The sequence below is a fragment of the Tenuifilum sp. 4138str genome (genome assembly GCF_041102575.1).
GTDB lineage: Bacteria > Bacteroidota > Bacteroidia > Bacteroidales > Tenuifilaceae > Tenuifilum > Tenuifilum osseticum.
In genome coordinates this window covers 290,067-314,942 of record NZ_JBGCUE010000004.1, presented here as the reverse complement: position 1 = coordinate 314,942, position 24,876 = coordinate 290,067, and the positions used below count along the sequence as shown (strand labels likewise).

23 protein-coding genes are annotated in these 24,876 nt (G+C 43.2%); 16 read left to right on the top strand and 7 right to left on the bottom strand.

Going from position 1 to position 24,876, the window contains the following annotated elements; all coding sequences use genetic code 11:
• Nucleotides 1-112 precede the first annotated feature (112 nt).
• Entirely contained in the window at nucleotides 113-1,186 is a 1,074-nt protein-coding gene (gene amrB / locus AB6811_RS06300) for an AmmeMemoRadiSam system protein B (protein WP_369489594.1), read from the top strand.
• Between the two features lie 585 nt (nucleotides 1,187-1,771).
• Here the strand turns inward: amrB and AB6811_RS06295 are convergent.
• The 4 genes from AB6811_RS06295 to rbfA form a co-directional block, all read right to left on the bottom strand.
• Entirely contained in the window at nucleotides 1,772-1,948 is a 177-nt protein-coding gene (locus tag AB6811_RS06295) for a hypothetical protein (RefSeq protein ID WP_369489593.1), read from the bottom strand.
• A 514-nt stretch (nucleotides 1,949-2,462) separates the two neighbouring features.
• Nucleotides 2,463-3,689 carry an FtsX-like permease family protein gene (locus AB6811_RS06290; RefSeq protein WP_369489592.1) on the bottom strand — a complete coding sequence of 409 codons (1,227 nt, stop codon included), beginning with the start codon at nucleotides 3,687-3,689 and terminating at the stop codon, nucleotides 2,463-2,465.
• Nucleotides 3,690-3,694: 5 nt separating this feature from the next.
• Nucleotides 3,695-4,465 (bottom strand): methyltransferase domain-containing protein, encoded by a 771-nt coding sequence (locus AB6811_RS06285; RefSeq protein ID WP_369489591.1) that lies wholly within the window; start codon nucleotides 4,463-4,465, stop codon nucleotides 3,695-3,697.
• Between the two features lie 10 nt (nucleotides 4,466-4,475).
• Nucleotides 4,476-4,814 (bottom strand): 30S ribosome-binding factor RbfA, encoded by a 339-nt coding sequence (gene rbfA / locus AB6811_RS06280; RefSeq protein WP_369489590.1) that lies wholly within the window; start codon nucleotides 4,812-4,814, stop codon nucleotides 4,476-4,478.
• Nucleotides 4,815-5,373: 559 nt separating this feature from the next.
• Between rbfA and AB6811_RS06275 the strand changes: the two genes are divergently transcribed.
• Genes AB6811_RS06275 through AB6811_RS06265 form a run of 3 tightly spaced genes read left to right on the top strand, consistent with a single transcriptional unit; the run spans nucleotide 5,374 to nucleotide 6,552 of the window.
• A complete protein-coding gene (locus AB6811_RS06275) occupies nucleotides 5,374-5,655 on the top strand; it encodes a 7(1) septoil knot domain-containing protein (protein WP_369489589.1) in 282 nt (93 codons plus the stop codon).
• A 49-nt stretch (nucleotides 5,656-5,704) separates the two neighbouring features.
• Nucleotides 5,705-6,319, top strand: coding sequence for a hypothetical protein (locus AB6811_RS06270; protein ID WP_369489588.1), 615 nt, complete (start codon nucleotides 5,705-5,707; stop codon nucleotides 6,317-6,319).
• 50 nt (nucleotides 6,320-6,369) lie between these two features.
• Complete coding sequence (locus AB6811_RS06265) at nucleotides 6,370-6,552, top strand: hypothetical protein (RefSeq protein WP_369489587.1); 183 nt, start codon at nucleotides 6,370-6,372, stop codon at nucleotides 6,550-6,552.
• Here the strand turns inward: AB6811_RS06265 and AB6811_RS06260 are convergent.
• A complete protein-coding gene (locus tag AB6811_RS06260; protein WP_369489586.1) occupies nucleotides 6,549-6,746 on the bottom strand; it encodes a hypothetical protein in 198 nt (65 codons plus the stop codon). The genes AB6811_RS06265 and AB6811_RS06260 overlap by 4 nt on opposite strands.
• Nucleotides 6,747-7,590: 844 nt before the next feature.
• On the opposite strand from AB6811_RS06260, the gene AB6811_RS06255 reads away from it, so the two are divergent.
• From AB6811_RS06255 to ispG, 3 genes are all read left to right on the top strand, one after another.
• Nucleotides 7,591-7,740 (top strand): hypothetical protein, encoded by a 150-nt coding sequence (locus AB6811_RS06255; protein WP_369489585.1) that lies wholly within the window; start codon nucleotides 7,591-7,593, stop codon nucleotides 7,738-7,740.
• 180 nt (nucleotides 7,741-7,920) lie between these two features.
• A complete protein-coding gene (locus AB6811_RS06250; protein ID WP_369489584.1) occupies nucleotides 7,921-8,547 on the top strand; it encodes an AbiU2 domain-containing protein in 627 nt (208 codons plus the stop codon).
• A gap of 317 nt (nucleotides 8,548-8,864) precedes the next feature.
• A complete protein-coding gene (ispG, locus tag AB6811_RS06245) occupies nucleotides 8,865-10,745 on the top strand; it encodes a (E)-4-hydroxy-3-methylbut-2-enyl-diphosphate synthase (RefSeq protein WP_369489583.1) in 1,881 nt (626 codons plus the stop codon).
• A 19-nt stretch (nucleotides 10,746-10,764) separates the two neighbouring features.
• Here the strand turns inward: ispG and AB6811_RS06240 are convergent, their stop codons facing one another.
• Together AB6811_RS06240 and AB6811_RS06235 are read right to left on the bottom strand one after the other, a co-directional pair.
• Nucleotides 10,765-12,156, bottom strand: a complete 1,392-nt coding sequence (locus tag AB6811_RS06240; protein ID WP_369489582.1) for an MFS transporter — start codon at nucleotides 12,154-12,156, stop codon at nucleotides 10,765-10,767.
• Between the two features lie 90 nt (nucleotides 12,157-12,246).
• Entirely contained in the window at nucleotides 12,247-12,594 is a 348-nt protein-coding gene (locus AB6811_RS06235) for a hypothetical protein (RefSeq protein ID WP_369489581.1), read from the bottom strand.
• A gap of 227 nt (nucleotides 12,595-12,821) precedes the next feature.
• Between AB6811_RS06235 and AB6811_RS06230 the strand changes: the two genes are divergently transcribed.
• The 9 genes from AB6811_RS06230 (at nucleotide 12,822) to AB6811_RS06190 (ending at nucleotide 24,120) form a co-directional block, all read left to right on the top strand.
• Complete coding sequence (locus AB6811_RS06230) at nucleotides 12,822-15,113, top strand: ATP-dependent helicase (protein ID WP_369489580.1); 2,292 nt, start codon at nucleotides 12,822-12,824, stop codon at nucleotides 15,111-15,113.
• Between the two features lie 627 nt (nucleotides 15,114-15,740).
• Entirely contained in the window at nucleotides 15,741-16,220 is a 480-nt protein-coding gene (tnpA, locus tag AB6811_RS06225) for an IS200/IS605 family transposase (RefSeq protein ID WP_369489579.1), read from the top strand.
• Between the two features lie 286 nt (nucleotides 16,221-16,506).
• Nucleotides 16,507-17,097: a DUF4290 domain-containing protein gene (locus AB6811_RS06220; RefSeq protein WP_369489578.1), complete on the top strand. Its 591-nt coding sequence runs from the start codon at nucleotides 16,507-16,509 to the stop codon at nucleotides 17,095-17,097.
• A gap of 12 nt (nucleotides 17,098-17,109) precedes the next feature.
• Nucleotides 17,110-18,417 carry a UDP-N-acetylglucosamine 1-carboxyvinyltransferase gene (gene murA, locus AB6811_RS06215; RefSeq protein ID WP_369489577.1) on the top strand — a complete coding sequence of 436 codons (1,308 nt, stop codon included), beginning with the start codon at nucleotides 17,110-17,112 and terminating at the stop codon, nucleotides 18,415-18,417.
• Between the two features lie 124 nt (nucleotides 18,418-18,541).
• The gene (locus AB6811_RS06210; RefSeq protein ID WP_369489576.1) at nucleotides 18,542-19,894 is read left to right on the top strand and encodes a T9SS type B sorting domain-containing protein; all 1,353 of its coding nucleotides are present in this window, start codon (nucleotides 18,542-18,544) and stop codon (nucleotides 19,892-19,894) included.
• Between the two features lie 352 nt (nucleotides 19,895-20,246).
• Nucleotides 20,247-21,353, top strand: a complete 1,107-nt coding sequence (locus tag AB6811_RS06205; RefSeq protein WP_369489575.1) for an RHS repeat-associated core domain-containing protein — start codon at nucleotides 20,247-20,249, stop codon at nucleotides 21,351-21,353.
• A gap of 7 nt (nucleotides 21,354-21,360) precedes the next feature.
• Nucleotides 21,361-21,957: a hypothetical protein gene (locus AB6811_RS06200; RefSeq protein WP_369489574.1), complete on the top strand. Its 597-nt coding sequence runs from the start codon at nucleotides 21,361-21,363 to the stop codon at nucleotides 21,955-21,957.
• A gap of 364 nt (nucleotides 21,958-22,321) precedes the next feature.
• Nucleotides 22,322-23,452: an RHS repeat domain-containing protein gene (locus AB6811_RS06195; protein WP_369489573.1), complete on the top strand. Its 1,131-nt coding sequence runs from the start codon at nucleotides 22,322-22,324 to the stop codon at nucleotides 23,450-23,452.
• A gap of 5 nt (nucleotides 23,453-23,457) precedes the next feature.
• Nucleotides 23,458-24,120 carry a hypothetical protein gene (locus AB6811_RS06190; RefSeq protein ID WP_369489572.1) on the top strand — a complete coding sequence of 221 codons (663 nt, stop codon included), beginning with the start codon at nucleotides 23,458-23,460 and terminating at the stop codon, nucleotides 24,118-24,120.
• Nucleotides 24,121-24,876: the final 756 nt, after the last annotated feature.

Here is a 24,876-nt window from a genome sequence, read left to right as displayed (position 1 = left end):
CGAAATAAAAAACCGAAGCGACTTTACTATATGAATTACAAACGATTATGAATATTCCTTAACTAAACGACATTGATTCATAATTTTACTATGCTGATAAATTCTCTTTCATATGAAAACGAAGCTGCTTTTTCTAATGCTCCCAATAACATTTTTATGTTGCACTAGAGGAGTGAAGAATGTATCGGTTCGCAAGCCAGTCGATACCATTGGATTTGCTACAAAGCAGTATCAAATAGATTCGGTCATGAGCCGAATTATGTCGCTACAGGGCGAAATGCTTGCAAAGTCCCCTACGGTTAATGGCTGTCGGCTTGCAGTTTGCCCACATGACGACTATACCTATGTGGGATGGCTATACCCGGCCACTCTCAGGAACATCAGCGCAAAAACTATTATTTTATTTGGTGTGGCACACAAAGCCCGCAAGTTTAACCTTGAGGATGCGCTGGTTTTCGATTCCTTCACTCATTGGCATGGGGCCTACGGAAACATTCCTGTGTCGGAGCTGCGTGAACACATCATCAAAGAAATGCCAGGGGATATGGCCATTAGGTACGATAGCATGCATATTGTTGAACACTCCGTTGAGTCGATGCTACCTTTCCTTCAGTATAGTAAACGCGATATCGAAATTGTGCCAATCCTGGTTCCAAGCATGAGCTTTGATAGGATGAAGGAAGTAGCAACAGCGCTTGCAACGGCTCTTCAAAAGGTTTTTCAGAAGTATGATTTGAACTGGGGTTCCGATGTTGCTTTGGTAGTAACAACCGATGCAGTACATTACGGTGATGAGGAGTGGGGTGGCAGGAATTATGCCCCCTTTGGTACCGATTCGGCAGGTTACAGAAAGGCGGTTGATTTGGAACTCGAAATTATTAATACCACACTGAAAGGGACACTCAACGATGTGAAAATCCGCAATTTTTTCGGTTATACGGTCGATGCAGAGAATTACAGGGAATACAAATGGACCTGGTGCGGCCGGTATAGTATTCCATTTGCGTTGCTAACTGCCATTAAGCTGAATCAGCTTATGAAAGGATCCGACCTTATTGGATTACCTGTTGGTTACGCTACCAGTATCGACCACCAACCCTTACCGGTAGCAGATCTGGGTATGGGTCAAACCGCACCAGCTAATATCAGGCACTGGGTGGGCTATGCAGCGGTGGTTTACCCGTAACTGCATTAAAACAAGAATATATTCAATGTCGTTTAGCTAAGGTTATTTGCGATGTTGAGCTAAGCAAAACATTACGCTGTCATTCTGAACTCACCGAAGCATCTCATTGCTCATTTTCTTCAATCCTTTGAAGAGATCCCTCGACTTTGCTCGGGATGACAAAAACCCTATCTTCCTTTCTGCTCACTTGTCATGTTGAGCTAGCCGAAGCATCGCTTTACCTTAAACCCTTTAATTCTTGTTGTTTTTTTGGAAACCGCTCTTTGCAATGCTTTTCTGTTGCGATGCAAAGCTTCACCCTTGCTCTTTGGAAAAAGTATTGCGTGCATCGCTATACATACAGGAAAAATCATGGAGTTACAAATATTTCGCCCCTCCGGGGCTGGAAGCGTTGTTCGTTGTTTGTGGAATTGACCTCACCCCCGCCCCTCTCCTGACAGGAGAGGGGAGCGCTGTTAAAGTCTCCCCTTTCAGGGGAGATTTAGAGGGGTCATCTAGGTTAAATATGGTAAACGACCTAACCCCAGCCCTTTTCTTCTTGTTCGAGCGTGTCTCCCAGACCCGTTCGCTTTTTTTGACATCACCCTACCCATATTCCTGAGAGGCAATGGAGCGAAAAAAGCAAGCAGAGGCATAAAAGCCTGACCCGACAATGGGTCGGGGGTGGAACGTGACGGTGGGTATAGTAAGCGATACCAAATGAGTCACGCCGGAGGCGTGGCGAATAGTATCGCGTGGCAGTTCCACCCGCGGGGTACCCATCGGGTCGGGCTTTTCAGCCTTGATTTTCTTTGGTTCTTTCTTGTATCAAGACAAGAAAGAACGTGTAAACCGCTCTTTGCAAGATTTTTCCTTTGCGATGCAAAGCTTTCCCCTTGCTCTTTGGAAAAAGTATTGCGTGCATCGCAAAACATGAGGAAGAAGCCATTGGGTTACAAATATTTCGCCCCTACGGGGCGGGAAACGTAGTTAGTTGTTCGTTGCTCGTTGTTCGTGAAACTATTGTCATGTTGAGTGCAAGCGAAACATCACGTTGTCATGCTGAGCTCGCCGAAGCATCTCTTTGCTCTTTTAATTCTTTTTACCGTTGAATGCGCCCTTAGCTCCCCGCTAAGGCGGGAAAGGACGCACAGGGTGTCAAAAAGTGCGTCTGTTTTGTTATTTGAATTGCAATGAATTTGTATTGACAAAAAGTAAATTCAATTCAGAGTAACTAGCGAATAAATACAGAATGGGGTAAAAAAGTGGACGTTTTGGCTTACAATTTCTAAAATGGTTACCCTCTGTTATCCGCCTGTATCAGTCTCCGCGTGATAACCCTAACCGGAAATCGGGCAGCCAGGTAGCCTATGGCTATAACCACCAGGAAAATTAGGATCATATCGCTGGCCTGGACTTCAACGGGGTATGCATCAACAATAAAGTTGCCACGGCCCTCAAGCCTAATGAGCTTAAAGGTGATTTGCAGCCAACATGTTATCAAACCAATAATAATTCCAATTATACTACCACCAATGGAAATAAGCATGCCTTCAAAGAGAAAGATCTTTTGTATTAGGCTATTGCTTGCACCAAGACTTTTCAGAGTCTCCACATCGGCGCGTTTATCAATAATTAGCATGGAGAGCGACCCCACTATATTGAATGATGCAATAATGAGTATAAGTATCAGTATTAGCGCAATGGCAAACTTTTCCGATTTCATGGTTCGGTAAAGCGACTCGTTTTGCTGGTAACGGTCCAATACCCTATACTTATTGCCAATAATGTTTTCAACATCGGTTTTAATCCTGGCGGCATTTGCACTTGTGTGCAGCTTGATTTCAATGGCGCTAACAGTTAGTGAATCGTAAAGGAGTAGACCCCTTGCGAACTCAACGGGTGCAATTACATACCGGGTATCAAAATCTTGCTCAATGGCAAAAATGCCCGAGGGCATAATGGCTTTTTTAATAAAGGCAGCATCGGGGGAGTAGCTTTTGCCCCGCCTGGGAATGTAAACAAACAGCGGATCAAAGTGGGCTAGATTGGCGTTGAGGTAGTAGGCAACCCCTTCGCCCACGATGGCCATGGGCTGGCTACCTAGCCATAGCTTGAAATCGCCATCAACTATTTTGCTCTTTAGTCCGGTTAGCTCAGTGTAGTTCCTGCTAACCCCTTTAACAATTCCAATGTGTTGCTTCCCGCGGTAGCGGAAAAGGGCATTCTCCTCAACCACCTCGGAAAACACTGCCACACCGGGAATCTGCTTGATCCTTTCAATGGGTAAGCTGTCGGTTCGGAATGTTTTTCCCTGCTTAGCCTCAATCCGCAAATCGGCATCGATATGGGAGTAGAGGTTGGCAATCAGGGAATCGAAACCATTGAAAACGGATAGAACAACCACAAGCGCCATAACCCCTGTTGCAACCCCAATAACCGATATCACGGAGATGATGTTGATGATGTTATGCGATTTTTTCGCAAACAGGTAACGTCGGGCTATGTAAAGCGGAACATTCATTGGTTTTACTTTTTCCGGGCAATGTAAAGGATTTCGTCCTTAGGTAGGGCGTAATATTCCACCTCGTGGGGTGGCAGCAGCTTAACAAAGTCGTCCTCTAAAACATCAAACCCGGCAGAGGTAAGGCGTTTGGCATAATCGCGGCCGTAAAGGCGGAGATGGTCGCGCTGCTGGTAATACTTTTCCCTGAGTTCAGGGGTGTTATACTCAGGGTTTTCAAGGGTTTGCTCCATGTTTAAATCCATTGGCACCTGGAGCACAGCAAACCCACCAGGCTTGAGTACACGGAGTATTTCGGTCATCGCCCTAAGGTCGTTGTCAACATGCTCAAGCACATGGTTGCAGATCACCATATCAAAGGTATTGTCGGCAAAAGGCATTGCCTGAACATCGAGCTTTACATCGGCCCAGGGCGAAATGAGGTCGGCTGTGGTATAGTCAATGTTTCTTAGTCGCTTTATCGGTTTTATGAAACAGTATTCCGGGGCAACATGCAGAACCTTTTTGGGGGCTGTGAAAAAGTCGGTTTTCCTTTGCAGGTAAAGCCATATCAGCCTGTGCCGTTCCAGCGACATGGAGTTTGGCGCCAGTGCGTTTTCCCGTGTGGTAACTCGCCCGTAGGGGAGTAACTTGCGATACTTAACCCCATCGATAGGATCCTGAAACCGACTGCCCCGGTAAAAAAGTCCAATGGCTTTCATCAGAAACGATGCAAAAAGCTGAAGGTAGTGCCGGGGTATGAACCGGGTAGTAAACGAAACTAAACGACTTATCATTCTTGGGTTTCTACTCTTTAAGTAATTGGTCAATTTTTTCGATATAGTCGAGCGAATCGTCGATGAAAAAGGTAAGCTCGGGTATCACCCTAAGCTGGTGCCTTACCCTTTTGCCCAGTTCGCCCCTAAGGAATTTTGAGTTATCCCTGATATGCTCGAGCGTTTTATCGGTATCGGTTGAGGGGAATATGCTTACGTAAACCTTAGCCACCGAGAGGTCGGGGCTAACCCTAACCTGCGTAACTGTAAGCATTTTACCGGGGAACCTGGCAGCCCCCTCGCGCTGGAATATCTCGCTAAGCTCCTTCTGTATGAGCCGTCCCACCTTCTGTAATCGTGTTCCTTCCATTTCCGTATTTTTTACAAAGATATAACGATTTTATGAGGTTTGGGTAAGCAGAACAATGATTGGTGTAACACTTGTATTTTCAATTGCTTGCTGCTGTTTGATTTTTCATACCGCTAGTTAACTACCCCACTTATCATCCTGAGCGTAGCGAAAAATAGTGTGCAGTGTGTAGTGTACAGTGTACAGGGGAGATAGTGTTTGGTTTTTGGTGTTTAGGGTTTAGTGTTTAGTGTTTGGTGTTTGGTGTTTGGTTAATTTAACCTGTGTAAATCAATAAAATCAGCGTAATCTGTGTTCTATGAAACTCACTATCAATCATAAACGAATAGTATCAAGTTTTAGGTAAAGTGGTTTACAAAAAATTATAAGTCCATTTGATTATTTGTAAAAATTCTTTAATTTAGCAATTAGTATGATTAAAATCATTCATATCCGTCCAATTTAGGATATATCGTATGATTTTATCATACCTATAAACTAGTTAAGTGCAAACCAAAAAAACAGACAACCAGACAGTAAGCGATATATAGAAATAATTACAATTTTAAAATTAAAGATTATGGCAAAAGTTTTTGTAGCAGACAAAGAAAGGAATGCTGATATTAAAGTATTTAGAGTTCAAAAGGAAAGAGAAGCCGATTTGTTAATTTTTGAGGTTGATAAAGACAGAGATGCAAAAGGCGATGCACTTTGGTTTTTTGTCCAAAAAGAAAGAGAAGCAACGGTGAAAATATTTTGGGTAACCAAAGAGCGTGAAGCCGATTTAAAGGTATTCATTGTGGATAAAGTTAGAAACGCTAAGTGGAATAAAAGCCATACTTGGACTAACCGATTGGGATAATTTTAATTATGTAGAGCGGCTTTGCCGCTCTATTATTAAAGAATTAATTATGAGAAAACAGACATCTCTTCTGTATAGTTTGTTTCAATCATCTGAATTTGAAACGATATTAGAAAATATCAACAATAATTACCCTAATCTTAAACAAGAATTATTTATACGTAACGCAATTCTTGAATCAATTAATTTAAAAAAAACAACAAGTGATTCCTATAGAGCATTTGCTGAGCATCCTCGTGGTATAAAAGGTTCACGGATTGATTTGTCAATTGTTGACAGCGATAAACCAAGCATGCCCTTTTTAGTAGAATTAAAGTATCAGTATCCTTATGACATAATTACTTTTGATTATTCGAAGACAATTGAACGTGACTTTGTTCATCAAAAAGCAAAAGAAAAGAAAACGGACTTGTTTGTCCTTTTTATGGTCTTATGGGAACCTATCGATAAAAACCAATTTGATAACTATTGGCACATAGATTCTAATTTGTCCCGTTATCAAACTAAAAGACATGATAAAAATGGTCGTGATTGGGAACAAATTCTCTTGGATAATTTTAAAAGTATTAATGAAGGAGTTTTATTGCCAAAAATTACGCACAAAATAAGCAAGCCATACTCAGTTGAGTACAACATTTATATATTTGAACGGCTTGAAAAATAAAAAGTCGAGTAGGCAAGGGGGAATTTCACCCCCAAGCCTCTCCCAGAACCGTGCTTGACAGTCTCCCATCACACGGCTCCTCGAACTCGCGCAACCATTTCAGGTTGACAGGCTTAAACAAGCTCATCCCCCGTGTAAACGAGGTTGGCAAAATTGCCTTGAGTCCGTTAACCCCTTCGCTGTGGCTAAGTTTCCAGAGCCTTTACCTGGCACAAGTCGCTACTACGGGTTAATCCGCCCCTACTCCACCGCTTCGATACTCTCTGCCTTGCCCTTCGGGTTTTCGGCATTCTCTCTTGGCATCGGCGGGTAGGTTCTCCTGTTCCTTAGATGAGCCAATGAGCATAGTTCTTGCCGCCTTAATGCCGGAGACCGAGGCAGCCGATAGACTGGTTTTCTCTACCCTTATCCCGTGTGACCGTCCCACACACGGTTTTCAGTCTCGTAAAGGTTATTTTCGACACGTCATCGGTCGGTTTACTTTCGTTCAACTCCTATGCTCGCTCCTGACAGATTTTCGCCATTGCTGGCTTTCTGCCTTTTAACCCAAGCCGTTCAGCACCTACCCCTTGAAAGGGAAGCACCGCTGGGCGGATTGGAAACGCTTCCAGTAAAGCGTATCCGAGAGGCCAACCTGAACTCTCTTTGTAGCAACCCCAGCCAGTCAGTTCGCTCGACCTCCGCAAGTTGTTTACAAGAGTTGAGTTCAGTCTCTCATCTCATCTAAAGTTATGATGAATCAATTTCAAAGAACGAGCTCCCTGACGAGCAGAAAGTTTTGTATATTTGAAAGTGCCCTGATTCATCGCAGGACACACGGTCAGCGTCCAACAAGGGCTCATAAGCAATTGGGGTTTATGCGGTTGGGTGTGCGTCGCTTTCGCTGGCAAGCTCGGTAACGAGTTATAGGTTCGCGTTCACGGAGTCCCCAACTGCTCATAGCCCCGTCCGTTGTGCTCCATGCAAGAAGATTGAATAAACGAAAAGGATATTAAACTTGAAAGACAATTTAATTACATGAATAGAATTCAAAAGATTTACTGGACAATTTCAATTTCCGCAGTGATTATAGGACAAACTCTGACACAAACTTACAGACCATTTATATATTCAAATAATATTATTGACTTTGGACTCGCGGACACGATTGGAAGTCTTGTTTCTGTAATAGGATTATGCTTTTTCTTTTGGAATTTTAAGACTTATTCGAATGAAGAAAAGAATAAACATATAATAATGCAGTTTTATTATATTCGTTAATATGGGAACCGATGGAATTAATAGGATTGCATGGAACATTTGACTGGAAAGATATTGTTGCATCGTTTATAAGCGGATTATTGACCTTCGTTTTAAAAGAGTTAGTTGATAAAAAGTTTTACGCATATCCAATGAAAGCAAAAACCGACAAACCTCAATGAAAATTAAACTTAGGAATACTACTAGTTTGACAAAACCTAAGTTTTTGTTTGACTTTTTGCTTATATCAATTTTTTTTTTAAATATTTTAGTTTGCTTTTTATTGGTAATCAATGAAATGGTAATTTGCTTCCACCCAAAATTTAACGTAAAATGTGCCAACATTTCAAAATGAAATTCGAATGATAAAAAAGCTAGATTTTGAAAAAGAAATTGATCAAATATGGTTATTGTATACAAAATCATACGAATACTATTATTGTTTAAAAAAAATTGCAGAACATGACAAATCTAAATTTAGTGATATTAGATTTATTTCCTTCATCTCATATAATTGCTGGTACATTCTCATCATTGAACTATGTAAATTATTTGAACAAAATAATAAAAATCAGCATTATAATGTTTATAGGTTACTAAATATACTTAAAAATAATTACAAAAATTTAGAATATAAAAATCTAATATCTAAATCAGATATTGATCAATTTTATAATAATCTCAATGCATTAGAAGTAATTAACGTTAGAGACAAAATCGTTCAATTAAGAAATAAATTTTATGCTCATACAGATAGAGACGTAGATATTTTTGTTAATAATATAAGAGTTACTTTAAACGAGGTAGAGTTACTTTTTAATGTCCTCAGAAATTTCATTTACGAAATTAAGAGTAAAGTCTTCGATGGACATACAATATTTGAAGATAAAATTTTCATACAAATTGATGAAATTTTGGCAAAAATTGAAACTGCAAATAAAATAAGGCATGAAGAAATTATTAGAAAATATAATGATAAGAAACTTTAATTTTAGTATTTAATGATTATTTACTATTGCCACACTCATAGAGTATTAAAATCAAAAAAAATTACAACAAGTATATTCAAAAAGCCTGCTCCAGACTATAAAGTTGACGGAATGGTATAATAAAACTAATTACCACGCAGTTTAAATAAATTCAAGCATACAGTTTGTTTATTAGAATTAAGTATTCTGTTAATTTAACCTGTGTAAATCAATTGAATCAGCGTAATCAGTGTTCTATTTTTTTATGTTCACCTCTCACTTCTCAACCCAGGTAATACTGTAAAAAGTATTTACTTTGCAGAATAATACTATTTGCCATGAGGAGCTACATCGATAGTATAGCTGATTTTAAGCGCAGAATAACCGTTGAGGTTATGGTTGGCAATACTCCGCTGGGCGGAGGTAATCCTATACGGGTGCAGACCATGACCACTACCGATACCAACAACACGCAGGCAACCGTTGAGCAATGCATTAGGGCAATTGAGGCTGGAGCCGAGTTTGTGCGTATTACCACTCAGGGTACCCGCGAGGCTGCTAACCTGCAAAACATAAAGGGCGAACTTATTGCCAGGGGCTATACCACCCCCATTGTAGCCGATGTTCATTTTAACCCTGCTGCAGCCCTTGAGGCTGCCAAGCATGTGGAAAAGGTGCGAATAAATCCGGGCAACTATGTGGATCCCCGCGCCAAGTTTGAAACTGTAAGCTACACCGACCAGGAGTATGCCGATGAGCTCAAACGCATTGAGGAGAGGTTACTTCCGCTAATTGAGATTTGCAGGGAACGAGGCGTTGCCATTCGCATTGGGGTAAACCATGGCTCACTTTCCGATAGGATTATGAGTCGCTATGGCGATACTCCCGCTGGAATGGTTGAGTCGGCCATGGAGTTCCTGCGTATTTTCAGAAAGCATGGGTTTAACCAGCTGGTTATCTCCATGAAATCGAGCAATACCCGTGTGATGGTGCAAGCCGTAAGGCTTTTGGTTGCCACCATGGATGACGAGGGTATGAATTTCCCGCTTCACCTTGGTGTTACCGAGGCTGGCGATGGAGAGGATGGCCGCATTAAATCGGCTGTGGGAATTGGAGCGCTCCTTGCCGATGGCATTGGCGATACCATTCGGGTTTCACTTACCGAGGAGCCCGAAAACGAAATACCAGTAGCAAGGAAATTGGTAAGCTACTTTGCCAATAGGAAAACTTCGCCTAGCTTAAAAAGCATCGATAGCCTACCGTACAATCCGTACGAGTATAAACGGCGTACAACCCATGAGGTTAAAGGAATTGGTGGAGCAAACCCTCCACGAGTATTTGCTTACATCAACGAAGTTTTTACTGAGACTACTGCCAATGCGTGGGGATGGAGATTGGATTCGATAAAAAAGGTATGGCAGCCAACCGATACCGCCCCCGACTACTTTGTAGTTCCCGGATTTGAACCAAGCCCCAACCTCAATGGTTTACCGGTTATTTCGGAACATACACCCAATTTCCGCTTAGTAAAGGTTGATGATTTTATCAACCAAAAGTCATTGGGTTCGGTGCTGTTAAGCGTTACCTATACCGATCTGTTAAACCCCGATCTGGTATCGGCACTAAAGGGAAGCCAAAACGTGGTATTGTTGTTATCCACCAGCAATTCAAATGGATTTGCTGAGCAACGAGCTGCTGTGATTGAGCTGATGCGCCAGGAAATTAGCTTGCCTGTGGTTGTCGTACGCGGTTACTCCGATGCCGAAAAGGAAGAATTTCAGCTTAAAGCTGCTTCCGATGTGGGTGGACTACTGATTGATGGGCTGATTGACGGGGTAATGTTAACTTCGCCACTATCCCCTGAGGCGATAAGGAATACAGCATTTGCCATTCTGCAGGCTGCCCGAACACGAGTTACCAAAACGGAATATATTGCTTGCCCCGGTTGTGGGCGCACGCTATTCAGCCTGCAGCAAACGCTACAGAAGGTTAGGAGCGCTACCTCGCACCTGAAAGGGTTAAAAATTGGGGTAATGGGTTGTATAGTAAATGGCCCGGGCGAAATGGCCGATGCCGATTACGGCTATGTGGGTGCAGGCCCCGGCAGGATTACCCTTTACAAGGGCAAGGAGGTTGTAAAGAAGAATATTCCTGAGGAACAGGCTATTGATGAGCTAATTGCATTAATTAAGGCGCATGGCGATTGGGTTGACCAATAAAGTTGATGTTGATATGCTTTTAAGCTTGATTTCCGTTCTTCCCACCCCTTGCCAGCGATGCCCAAACCCCTAAAACACTTAAGGCTACAAATATTGCAAACGTAACACTGGCCGAAAGAATAAACTGCTTATGGTTTGATGCGTTTATGGTTCCCGTGCCAATAAATACGTGGATTACCATGGTAGCAATGCCCATGCTCAACATTTGGCCAACCAACCGCATGGTTGCCACTGTCCCCGATGCAAGCCCAATGTAACGTTTTTCAACCGAGCCCATAATGGCATTGGTATTGGGCGATGAGAACATTCCAAAACCAAGCCCCAGAATGCCCAGAACCACCCCAATGTACGTAACAGCCGTTTCTTTACTGATAGGGATAAGCAGAGCCAAACCTACTGCAATTACTCCCATGCCTGCCGATGCCAGTATGCGTGGATCGTGCTTATCGGAAAGCCGCCCCGACCACGATGCTATAACCGCCATAACAAGCGGTTGAATAACCAGTAGCAAGCCAGCCTCGCGCGCACTTAAACCCTTGATGTATTGCAGGTAAAGGCTTAAAACAAAGGTTATGGCAAAGGTGGTTGCATAGTTTATCAGCGCAGCAAGGTTCGAAAGCGCAAAAAGCCTATTGACCCTGAAGAGCGATACGTTAAAAACCGGGTATTCAAGTTTCATTTGCAGCTTAACAAAAAGGGCAAGGCCTAAAAGGCCTACTGCGGTTAGGACTATAGCAACAGTGGATGGGAGTTTTGAGAACCCATACATCAGGGCGCACATCGATACTATAAATATACCTGACCCTAAAATATCGAACTTTTCTCCTTTGGCTTCGGCCCATTCGCCTTTAATGGTAAGTATAGCAGCAATCACGGCAGGTATGCCCAGCAATGCTGGGATGTAGAACAAGCTTCGCCACCCCAGTGCGTCAATCATTAAACCTCCAAGAACTGGCGCAGCCGAAAGGCCAACATATACCGCAGTAACGTTCATTCCAATAGCTCTACCCCTTGCGTTGGGCGGGAAAACTGATGTGATAAGGGCGATGCCAGTTGCAAACATCATGGCGCTTCCAATTCCCTGAACAACCCGCAATGCTATGAGTGTTGCGCCATTGGGCACAAATACGGCCAAAAGCGATGCCAATGCAAGCACTACATTACCGGTAAGGAAAACTCTTTTCCGTCCGAATATGTCGGCCAACTTACCTAGGGGCACCAGAAATACTGCCGACGAGAGCAGAAAGGCCATGGTTACCCAGCTCATAGTAATAGCATTTAGCCCAAACTCATGGGCAATCATTGGCAAAGCCAGGTTTATTGCCGACCCAATAAAGGGAGTAATAAACGATGTGAACATTACCAGGATTAGCACTACTGTAGATTCCTGATGTTTTTCCTGTGATTGCATATAAAAGATTACTTGGGGTAATTACAACAAAAATGTAGCCCCAAAGTAAATCAAAAAAAATAAACTTAAGTTTTTTGGGAGATATCAACTCTAAGCAAAGATTATTCCCCTTCCCCTTTTTGTGGTATTGTATTCCAGGAGCGTATTTTTAATTCTCCTGGCATCGCTCTTGGAAATGCAGTAGGCCGAGGCTCTGCCTCCTACTACCTTTACGTGAATATCGGCGCCAAACAGGTGCTCATCTATCATTATACTGCGGATATACCTGAACGATACTATTTGCTCATCGAACCCTATCAGGAATGGGTTGCGCTTACGTATGGTAATGGTTTCCTGATTGGTATCTACCTCAATATGCCAGGGGTTTAGTAGGTGGAACATTTTACCGTTGAATATCAGGCTGGCAATGGTTGACCGTGAATGAATTAATTTTTCCATTTTGGTTATCAAAAGGTTTTCCCATACTAAAAGTATAAAACAAAATCGATTTTTACAAGATGTATCCCTGCCGATGTGTTTGGTGGATTGCAGTTTCGCTATTAACCAGTATCGAATTTGACAATAAATATCGTTTCATTATAAAGCATGTTGATAACAAACTAATGATATGCTTGTTGTAATGGTATGCTACCACTACTTTTGTGGTAAATTTTTTTAGAGCTGGAATGACAAACTATTTGGATGAGTTAAGCGAGGTTCAACGCGAAGCGGTTACTTGCACTGAGGGGCCCAGCTTAGTGATTGCTTCGGCAGGTTCAGGTAAAACAAGGGTTTTAACATATCGCATTGCACACTTACTTACCCTAGGCGTTAAGCCATGGTCGGTTTTGGCGCTTACCTTTACCAATAAAGCAGCCAGGGAGATGAAGGAGCGTATTGCCCGCATTGTGGGGCATGAGACTGCTTCTAAGCTCTGGATGGGAACCTTTCACTCAATATTTGCTAAAATCCTGCGTAACGAGGCCGAGTTGCTTGGATATAGCAAGAATTTTACCATTTACGACACCACCGACTCCAAGAACCTGATTGCCCAAATCATTAAGGAGCTTAAGCTCGATGTTCAGGTGTATAAGCCCGGCGAGATTCTGTCGCGAATATCCATTGCCAAGAACAACCTGATAACGCCTCAAGCCTATGCACAAAATGCCTCCATCATTTCGCAGGATATTAGCTCCCGCAAGGGTGAAATACATCGAATTTACACCCTTTACTCCCAGCGATGCCAAAAGGCTTCGGCTATGGACTTTGACGATCTGCTGCTGAACACCAATATCCTTTTCCGCGATTTCCCCGATGTGCTGCAAAAGTACCAGAATAAGTTCCGCTACATCCTGGTTGATGAGTATCAGGACACCAACTTCTCGCAGTATCTGATTGTAAAAAAGCTTTCTGAGAGTCACCGTAACCTTTGCGTGGTGGGCGACGATGCCCAGAGCATTTACTCGTTCCGTGGTGCAAAAATTGAGAATATCCTCAACTTCCAGAACGATTACAAGGACTATAAGCTGTTCAAGCTGGAGCAGAACTACCGTTCTACCCAAACCATTGTAAATGCTGCAAACAGCGTAATTGCCAAGAACCAGCGTCAAATACCAAAGGTGGCCTATTCCAGTAACGAGGTGGGCGAACCTATAAAGTTGATTAAAGCGTTTACCGATCAGGAGGAGGGTTTCCTTGTGGCTTCGGAGATTGTGAGCCTGGTGCACCAGGCCCATTGCAGCTATAGCGATATTGCCATTCTTTACCGCACCAATGCCCAGTCGCGTATTTTTGAGGAGACCCTGCGCAAGCGCAACATTCCCTATCGTATTTACGGTAGCCTCTCGTTTTACCAACGTAAGGAGATAAAGGACCTTATAGCCTACATTCGCCTTACCGTAAACCCCAACGATGATGAGGCTTTTAACCGGGTGGTTAATTACCCCGCCCGTGGAATAGGCGACACAACCATGGAGCACCTTCAGGCCCTTGCCAACCAGTTGGGACTTAGCCTTTGGCAAACCGTTGGTGAATTGGGTAAACATAATGGTGGGGTTAAACCTGCTGCTGCCAAAAAGCTTGAGGAGTTCAGGAATCTGATAGTGTCGTTCCAGCAAAAGGTTTACACCATGGATGCCTACGAGGCTGTGTATGCCATTGCTAACGCTTCGGGCATGCTCACCGACCTAAAGGCCGATAAGAGCCAGGAAGGGATATCGCGCCTGCAGAACATTGAGGAGATGCTTAACGGTATCCGCGAGTTTATTGAAGGTCGTAAGGAGGAGGGCATGGAGGAAACTGTAACCCTGGTCGATTACCTTGAGAACGTTGCCCTGCTTACCGATCAGGATACCGATAAAGATGGCGACAAAAACAGGGTTAGCGTAATGACAGTTCACTCCGCCAAGGGGCTTGAGTTCGATTACGTTTTTCTCACTGGACTCGAAGAGAACCTTTTCCCATCATCGCTAAATATCAAGTCACAGGAGGACATGGAGGAGGAGCGTCGCCTTTTTTACGTTGCACTTACCCGCGCTGCCAGAAGGGCATATATCACCTATGCCCAAACCCGCTATAGGTGGGGTTCGCCAACGCAATGCACTCCAAGCCGGTTTATCAAAGAGATAGACTCTGAATATATCGATGTTCCCTATAGCGACGATGAGTTTGGGAGCACGGCCGAGAGGCAAGCTGTAAAGGGGCAAAACTTTGGCGGATTTAGCCGCCAGCCCTCCACACAGTCCGCATCGGCGTTCTCAAGGGCAAGCACTCAGGCGCCATCAGCTCCTAAAAACGCCAAGGATATATCGCCCGATGCCATTACGGTAGGAATGACCGTTTTCCACGCCAAGTTTGGCGAGGGTGTTGTGGAGGCAATTGAGGGTGTCGGGCCTAACCGCAAAGCTTTGGTTAACTTTAACATTGTGGGCTCTAAGAATTTATTGCTTAAATTTGCAAACCTAAAACAGCTTGTGTAAAACATTTAGCTGATTAAGGCGGGATAGAACCGAAACCTTAATCTATTATAGGGCGAATTGATTGAAGGATAATTTATGGTTCCGCTGCGCTGCAGCTTGAGGTTATGATTAATTGTTCCTTTCCCAACAAATATTTTGCTGCGCTGCAGCTGAAAGAGGTGTGTAGCACCGAAATCTTTGTACCCAAAATGCACACAAGCGAGCCATTAGGCGCGTAGCGCCGTAACCACTGTACCCATTTGATTAATTATTCTTTTTCCCAACAAATACTTCCTTGCGCTGCAACTTTAATAGGTGCGTAGCACCGAAATCTTTGTACTTAAACTGAACACAAAGACATCATTAGGCGCGTAGCGCCGAAACCTTATTCCACTCCCAGACAAATTGATCAAAGGAAAATCTTTGGTTCCGCTGCGCTGCAGCTTGAGGGCGGGAATAATTGTTTCTTTCCCAACAAATATTCCGCTGCGTTGCAGCTAAAATAGGTGCATAGCACCGAAACCCTTGTACCCAAAACACATGCAAGGGAGTCATTAGGCGCATAGCGCCGTAACATTTGTATTATAAAGATCGCATAAAATTGCATCCCAATAACAATTAAAATCAATTATATTTGAAAAAAAGAGTATGGCTAACACATTTACCCAGTTATACATACATCTAGTTTTCTCGCCTAAAAACAGAGATGCTTTAATAAAAAAATCGTGGAAAGAAAATCTGGAAAAATATATAACGGGTATTGTTCAGAACAACGGACATAAAATGCTGGCAGTGAAATGTATGCCAGACCATATTCATATTCTTATTGGTTATAATGTAAACCAGCTAATACCCCAGTTGGTGGAGCATATTAAAACTTCAAGTACTGCTTGGGTAAATAAAGAAAAACTTTCAAAATTCAAATTTGAATGGCAAAGAGGTTATGGGGCATTTACACATTCGCGTTCACAACTAGATACTGTAGTGAAATACATTCACAACCAAGAGCAGCATCATCAAAAGAAATCGTTTAAGGAAGAATATTTAGAGATTTTGAAAAAAAACGATATCAAGTATCAGGACGAATACCTGTTTGAATTCTTTGAGAATGGAGGGGTGTGGGAATAATCCAAGTACCTTTAATTAAAAATTCAACCTATCTAATAAAATTGGAGAGGTAGAAACATTATTGGAGAAATGGGGCTGAATGACTCGGAATGAGTCGGAACCGTAGAAAGAGAGGAAGTTAGAGTACGTTAAATCGAAATGGGGAAGCATTTTTTGTAGAAGTTTGTACATTGATTTTATCAATTAACGAATTTGGATTAAAATGAAATTTTTAGTGTACTTTTGTGATTAATATGAATGTCTTGTACTTCTAATATTTATTACATTTCTTACTAAAACACTTTAGATGGATTACAATACCCAACGAAAAAAGCTGCGATTACCCGAGTACGGAAGGCATATCCAGCAAATGGTCGATCACATAGCAAGCATTGAGGATAGGGATGAGCGTAACAGGCTTGCCAAATCACTTATTGCCATAATGGGCAATCTTAATCCCCAGCTGAGAGCGGTTAACGATTTCCGCCATAAGCTTTGGGATCACCTTTTCATCATGTCCGACTTCAAGCTCGATATCGATTCGCCTTACCCCAGGCCCGACGTGGAAAAATATTACGAAAAGCCACGGAACGTTCCTTACCCCAGCCATCCCGTTAAGTTCAAGCATTACGGGCGTATTATTGAACTGATGATTGAGAAGGCCATTGCAATGGACGAGGGTCCCGAAAAGGAAGCCTTTAAGCAGCTTATAGCCAACCAGATGAAAAAGGCCAATATTACCTGGAATAAGGAATCGGTTACCGACGACGATATATTTCGCGATATGCAAACCCTCAGCAATGGCAGGCTGGTTATGGCTCCGGGCTCAAAGCTGATTGATAAGCGCGAGGTTAAACCTACCGGAGGTAAGCGACCCAAACATCATCGTAAGCGTTAAAATACTTACTACATGGCAACATTTGAGGTATACGGTGGTAAGCCGCTAAAAGGCGAGTTACATCCGCAGGGGGCAAAGAATGAGGCCCTGCAAATCATCTGCGCCACGCTACTCACAGCTGAACCAGTTACAATCAAGAATATCCCAAACATCCGCGATGTTAATAAACTAATTGAACTTCTTCAGGGAATGGGAGTAGAGGTTCAGAGGCATAGCTCCTCGGAATGCACCTTTAGGGCCAAGAATGTTGATGTAGAGTATCTTACCACAAACGATTTTAAGGTCAAAGCTGCAGCCATACGCGGCTCAATCATGGTGGTTGGACCACTGCTGGCGCGATATGGCCGAGCATACGCCCCAAAACCCGGTGGTGATAAAATTGGCCGCCGACGCTTGGATACCCATTTCCTGGGATTCCAGAAGTTGGGCGCAACCTTTAACTTTGATACACGTGAGAATTTCTTTACCCTTGAGGGTAAAAACATGCAGGGTGCATACATGCTGCTCGATGAGGCCTCGGTTACTGGAACGGCTAACATACTGATGGCCGCGGTGCTTACTCCGGGCACAACCACCATTTACAATGCTGCATGCGAACCATACCTACAGCAGCTTAGCAAGATGCTGGTTAGTATGGGGGCAAAAATATCGGGTATTGGTTCAAACCTGCTTACCGTTGAGGGGGTTGAGTCGCTGGGTGGCTGCACCCATGCCATTCTGCCCGATATGATTGAGATTGGTTCGTTCATTGGCCTTGCGGCCATGACTGCCAGCAATATCACCATTCGTAACGTATCGTATCCAAACCTTGGCATTATTCCCGATTCGTTCCGTCGCATGGGCATTGAGTTTGAGGTTATAGGCGATGATATCCATATACCACCCCAGGAGCATTACGAGATTGATACCTTTATTGATGGTTCCATACTCACCATTGCCGATGCTCCCTGGCCCGGGCTAACTCCCGACCTGCTCAGCGTTTTCCTGGTGGTTGCCACCCAGGCTAAGGGCTCAGTGCTAATCCATCAGAAAATGTTTGAGAGCCGACTATTCTTTGTGGATAAGCTAATTGACATGGGCGCTCAAATAATCCTTTGCGACCCGCACCGCGCTACCGTTATAGGTCACGATAGGAATATGAAGCTACGCCCCACCGTTATGACCTCGCCCGATATCAGGGCAGGCGTTGCCCTGCTTATTGCTGCCCTTTCGGCCGAGGGGAAGAGCGTTATTCACAATATTGAGCAGATTGACCGCGGATATGAGAATATTGATGGGCGACTCAATGCCATTGGCGCCGATATTCGTAGGATTGAATAGCCAAAATCATCAGAAATATTCTGCAAAACTTTATGCATAATTTTGCATCTTTACCGTTTAATAAACCAAAACCATACCGTTACACTAACTATTTCTGATGCGATTTTGGACTAAAATACACCTTGTGTTAATCGCCACTGTGAGTTGGGCCTTTGCCTCGCAGGCACAGCTAACTGCTCCGGGGAGGGTTTTAACCTTACTTACCCAGTATAGCAATACGGCTAAACAGGATTCAATATTTGTATTTTATGGCGATATTGGCACGCTTAGCGCTCGCCACACCACCGGGAATAGTGCCAGCTTTAAATGGTATAGGTATAACCCCCTAATCTCAAATCCTGCCTTACGGTTTGAACAGTTTGCGGAGGAAACAGGTGTTGCGCAAAGCAATCAATTAAACCTGACCGAGGGTGGCTACAGAGTAGTAATCACTGATATTACCGATTCAACTGAAACCTTTACCTGCTGGCTTTTTACCGATAACGTTACGCTCAACCGGATTGACATATACAACAGCTGCCAGTTCCTTGAGCTTAACCCAATCACAACTCCCTCGTCGTACAACGTTGCCTACGACCGGTTTGTCTACCATGACCTTTCGCGCTCAAATCAGCCTGAACGGAATACCTACGGGCAGCAATACTTTGCTAATGTTACCTGGCAGGCATCGGAGAGCCGTATTGAGCTGCCATCGTCCTCAGCATTAAAGTTGGTTATTGAAAATCCTGCACCTCTATATTATTCCACCTATACCGTTACCATCCAAAACCCGTTTGGCCGAACCCTAACCCTTACAACCCCGGAGGTTGCTGCCATTACAACCAAGGCCGATAATCTGATTCAGGTTGACGAAAATGGAGTATGGAACGATTTTGATGCGAATGCCGAGTATGAGGCTCTGCTTGGCCTGAGGCTTGAAAGCAAAAGCCTGAATTGCGATTCCATTTACTGGCGCATTACAACCCGAAAGATTACCCCTGAAAGCATCTATGATATTACAGTTTGGCGCGATAGCTCCTTGATTGCACAGCGCAACGAGGCATTCCCCGATAAAAAGGTAATGGTTCCCGGATTCTACAAGGTTTACCATTACTCGGTAAATACCCTCTCGGGGTGTATCGATTCGGCTATTACCGATATTAAGGTTGATTCCTCGCGCATAAGCGCCGATGCCATCCCCAATGTTTTTTCGCCCAACGGCGATGGCAAGAACGACCTTTTCCGCTTTTCCGACACCGATGAGAGCATCCGCTCCATCCGTTCGTTTACCATCCGTATATATAGCCGCAGCGGTAAGTTGGTGTACACCTATAGCGGCAATCCCCGCGATTGGGAAGGCTGGGATGGTCGCACCAGCTTAGGAGCCGAGGCCGCCGAGGGTGTTTACTACTACATTATCGAGGCCCGTGGCTGGGACGATCGCCGTTTTGCCCGTGGCCCCTACAAGGGGTTCCTGCACCTCTTCAGGGGGAAGTAGGGGAGGATACAGTGTTTGGTGTTTAGTGTATAGTGTTTAGTGATTTTTGTTAATAGTGAATAGCTTATAAAGCCCTTTGTTCGAACTTTTTTTACCTCATCCCTCCCCCTGCTAGCGCGGATTTGTAATCCGTGCTACCAACAGCTGCTGTACCCTTCGCTTGGTGATGAATGATTCCCCTTGCTCGAGCGCGACTTCCTGTCGCGATCGCTTTTTAAACCTCACCTTTCCTTGTTGCTGACACGGAAATGTACCCGTACCCTAAGCCTTTTCAAACCCGCGTTGGTGCGATACCGCTTGTGTTCTCGGTAATATTTCGTACATTTACACTGTAACCGGGAGCAAAGTTGCCATGCTAAAAGGAACGGGAGTTCAGAGCTACTACGCCGGAGGTTTTGTGTACAAGGCCAACAAAACGCTCGACTACATCCTGCATGCCGAGGGGGTAATCCGTGCCACCGATGCCACGGGCGGCCAAACCCTGAGCTTTGAGTACTTCCTGAAGTACCACCTGGGCAACACCCGCGTGGTATTTAAAAGTAGTGGAACAGTGCTACAAACCACCGACTACTACCCCTTTGGCAAGGAGCATGCCCCACTGCCCATCAGCAACGGCAACCGTTACCTGTATAACGGCAAGGAGAAGCAGGAGTTTAAGCTGAGTAACAGCTCTTTGGATTGGTACGACTACGGGCGAAGATTTTATAACCCCCAACTGGGCAGATTTACTACTATTGACCCACTGGCAGAGAAGTTCCCATGGCAATCTCCTTATTGCTATGCAGGAAATAATCCTATTAGGTTCATTGATTATAATGGACTGGGACCAGGAGATAGAGTAAAAGCTGCACGAAGTATGACAGGAATTAAATACAAACAGGAAACTGTATCTTCAATGAGAACCGCAAATACTGCAGAAGCTAGACAGTATATGGACTGTGCTGAATTTGTTTGTAGGGTACTTGGAGCAGACCAAATAACAGATGGAGTTCAACACATGAATTCTTCTGGTTTAAAAAGTTACTTTGACAATAAAGACAAGTTTATTAGTTCGGCTGACCCGCAAGTTGGAGATATTGCTGTATGGAAAGGTCATGTTGGCGTGGTTACCGAAGTTGGAGAAGATGGAAAGATAAAATTAACTCATGCCCGAGGTGCTGGAAAATTATCGATGGAAAATCCATATGCGATATATCCAGAACAATATCGTGACTCTGAGTTTTATGGATATTATAGACCAGTAACCGAAACACCTGATGGAAAAATTGATAATAACGGGAATCCTGTTACTACAAATAATCAATCTACCAATTCTACAGGAAGTTTTGATTTGACACCACAGCCAGAAACGGCAGTACAAGACAATACAAGGGTTGCCAATAATTCATTTATTCAACAAATAAACAATTTACCACAAGGGAATTACAAAGTTGTAAATGGTCAAATTGCACCTCAATAAATAGATTATGAAACTGTTAGCATTTTTCATATTATTATATGGATGTACTCAATCGAATAGTTTGAAAATCCACTCTAATGAAGTATCTCAAATAACTCAGGATTCTTTAATGCAGTATGCAAAAAAAGAATTTGAAATCATAGAGTTAGAGCAAAAGGGAGATACCCTATTAATTGTTTCTACAAATAAGGTGTTGTTTTATCCGTTCGGTAAATATGCAAATTTCAAAGAATTTAAAGATGTGTACTTAATTAAACGCGATTTAAAGGTAAGGATAGATTCGTCTTTTAATATTTTTAGAATATTCAGTATAGAAGATGAAAAGACTAATGTTAAATTGATAGAGAATACAGAAACAGAAAGACTGGAACTTTTTAAAGCAGATATTAGGGATGATTCTTTCGAGTTGTTTTATGGTATAAGGTTAGGCATGAAGAAAGACGAGGTATTCTTGAAATTTTTTATCAAAACCCCTCCTGGATTAAATCACATAAGGACAATTAAAATAGCGTCTGGTTTAGAGGGTATTTGGTATTACTTCAATTTTTCGACAAAGGAACAACTTGAAAATATTAAAATAGAAAGTGATTATGTCCTTGACTGATAACAAAAAAAACCGGGATGTCCCGGTTTTTTTTTATAAAGCAGCAATATTTTTAAACTTCACACTTTTGATAAGTCCGTCAATGGCGTAAAGGATGTGGTTTTTGTCCTCTTTACCCCCCTGCTAGCGCGGATTTGTAATCCGTGCTACCAACAGCTGCTGTACCCTTCGTTTTGTGATGAATGCTTCCCCTTGCTCGAGCGCGACTTCCTGTCGCGATCGCTTTTTAAACCTCACCTTTCCTTGTTGCTGACACGGAAATGTACCCGTACCCTAAGCCTTTTCAAACCCGCGTTGGTACGATACCGCTTGTGTTCTCGGTAATATTTCGTACATTTACACTGTAACCGGGAGCAAAGTTGCCATGCTAAAAGGAACGGGAGTTCAGAGCTACTACGCCGGAGGTTTTGTGTACAAGGCCAACAAAACGCTCGACTACATCCTGCATGCCGAGGGGGTAATCCGTGCCACCGATGCCACGGGCGGCCAAACCCTAAGCTTTGAGTACTTCCTAAGGGACCACCTGGGCAATACCCGCGTGGTATTTAACAGCAGTGGAACGGTGCTACAAACCACCGACTACTACCCCTTTGGCAAGGAGCATGCCCCACTGCCCATCAGCAACGGCAACCGTTACCTGTATAACGGCAAGGAGAAGCAGGAGTTTAAGCTGAGTAACAGCTCTTTGGATTGGTACGACTACGGGCGAAGATTTTATAACCCCCAACTGGGCAGATTTACTACTGTTGATCCATTGGCAGACGAAAGAAGTTGGGTTTCACCATACTCTTATTGCCAAAATAGTCCTATAATTAGAACAGATCCTACCGGGGCATTGGACGATTGGTTTATGAATGAGAAAACTGGTGATGTATATTACAACAGTGAAATGCGTAAAGGAGATGAAGGGACTGGAGCAATGACTGGTGAAGGCTGGGTACATATGGGGGAAAACGGTATGTTTTCCGATGGAACGCCACAAACTTCAGATGTTGCTGTGTTATATCAAAATGCAAGTTTGACATCTGGAGGCGTTAAATCAACACCAGTTTATAAAGATGCTCCTATACCCACAAAAGAAGCTACCGAAGTTGTTGGATATAAGTTTCAGGCTACCTTTAAAGGGAAAAATGCCGAAACGTTCATGAGTGGTAAAGGCTATGATAAAAAACCACTTGTAGCCAATGTTCATACTTATGAAAGGTCATGGAGTATTGCTGAACCACATGGACCAGTTTGGCAAAATGAATCGTGGGAAAGTTTTGAAAGTGTGTCAGCTTGGCGCTACATTCCAAAAGGAGTTAAAGGAAACTACACGGTTACAGGTTATTATGGAAAGAGAATTCTTAATGAAACTAGCATTAGCACAAACTTATACACAAGACAAACTTGGGAAACCAGAAGGTATGATTATAGTAAGTCACCAACATGGAAACCCGGACCTTGGGAACAATTATTTTTTGAAGTTTTAAAAAACATCCATGATTTAAAGTAAAGGACATGAAACGAATTTTATATTTATCAGTCATTTTGTTTTGTTTTTGCTCTTGTTCATCAGGGCAACATAAAGACAATAAGTTTATTGAGCATCCTGTAGAAGATTTTATTATCCCAGATTCTTTATTTGACTTTTTTCCCAAACAGGCAGAAAATGCAAAAGCTATCTTTTTTATTAATAATGCAGGTGCTACAGATTTGCCGTACTCAAATGAAGAATTCGCCATTACATTTGTTTTAAAAGCATATGAGTATTTAGATACTACTAATTTTACAAACATAACAACTGATTTTTCAAGGATGGCAATAAACAAATATTCGGTTCGGAAAGACAATTACTTTATTGTTGGTTCGGAAAGAGATATGCTCGAAAGATTTGACACCCTCTACATTAAAGAGCAATATTTAAGTAAAACTAATTCTTTGGTAATGAATTTTCATGGTATACTTAACAGTGAGCCAAATTTTTACGACTCTACAACTCTTTGTGGTCTCCCTCCTGATTATGAAATTTTGATTCTGAAACAAGGGCATCAGTATGTTTTGCCAGAAAAATATAAAACAGAATGGTATCTAATGCCAGATAATATTAAGCATGGATATCTGAGTGGTATTGCTTGTTCTAAAATTAAACATCAAATTATTTATTGGGCAGCAACATGGTAATTTTTAATCTAAATCATTATGAGTACAAGCAAACCTGCTAGCGCGGATTTGTAACCCTGCTAGCGCGGATTTGTAACCCTGCTAGCGCGGATTTGAAATCCCCCCTGCTAGCGCGGATTTGTAATCCGTGTTACCAACATAAATGCGAAACCCGCCTGTTTTGGGCGAGTTTTTTTGCGTTTTTGGGGCGAGCTGCTGTACCCTTCGCTTTGTAATGAATGATTCCCCTTGCTCGAGCACGACTTCCTATCGCGTTCGCTTTCTTAACTTCAACCCATATCCCTGAGAGGGAATGGAGCGTAAGAAGCAGGCGTGGCGAATTGTATCGCGTGGCAGTTCCCCCCCCACGGGGCACCCATCGGGTCGGGCTTTTCAGCCTTGATTTTCTTTGGTTCTTTCTTGTATCAAGGCAAGAAAGAATGTGTGAATGGCTCTTTGCATTACTTTTCTGTTGCGATGCAATGCTTCACCCTTGCTCTTTGGAAAAAGTATTGCGTGCATCGCTATACTTGTGGGAGTAGCCATGGGGTTACAAATGTTTCGCCCCTACGGGGCTGGGGATGGCGTTCGTTGTTCGTGAATCCCTTGTTCGAGCGCGACTTCCTGTCGCGTTCGCTTTTTTTGACCTCACCCTAACCCATATCCCTGAGAGGGAATGGAGCGTAAGAAGCAGGCAGTGGCATAAAAGCCTGGCCCGACAATGGGTCGGGGGTGGAACATGGCGGTGGGTCTAGTAAGCTATACCACATGAGTCAC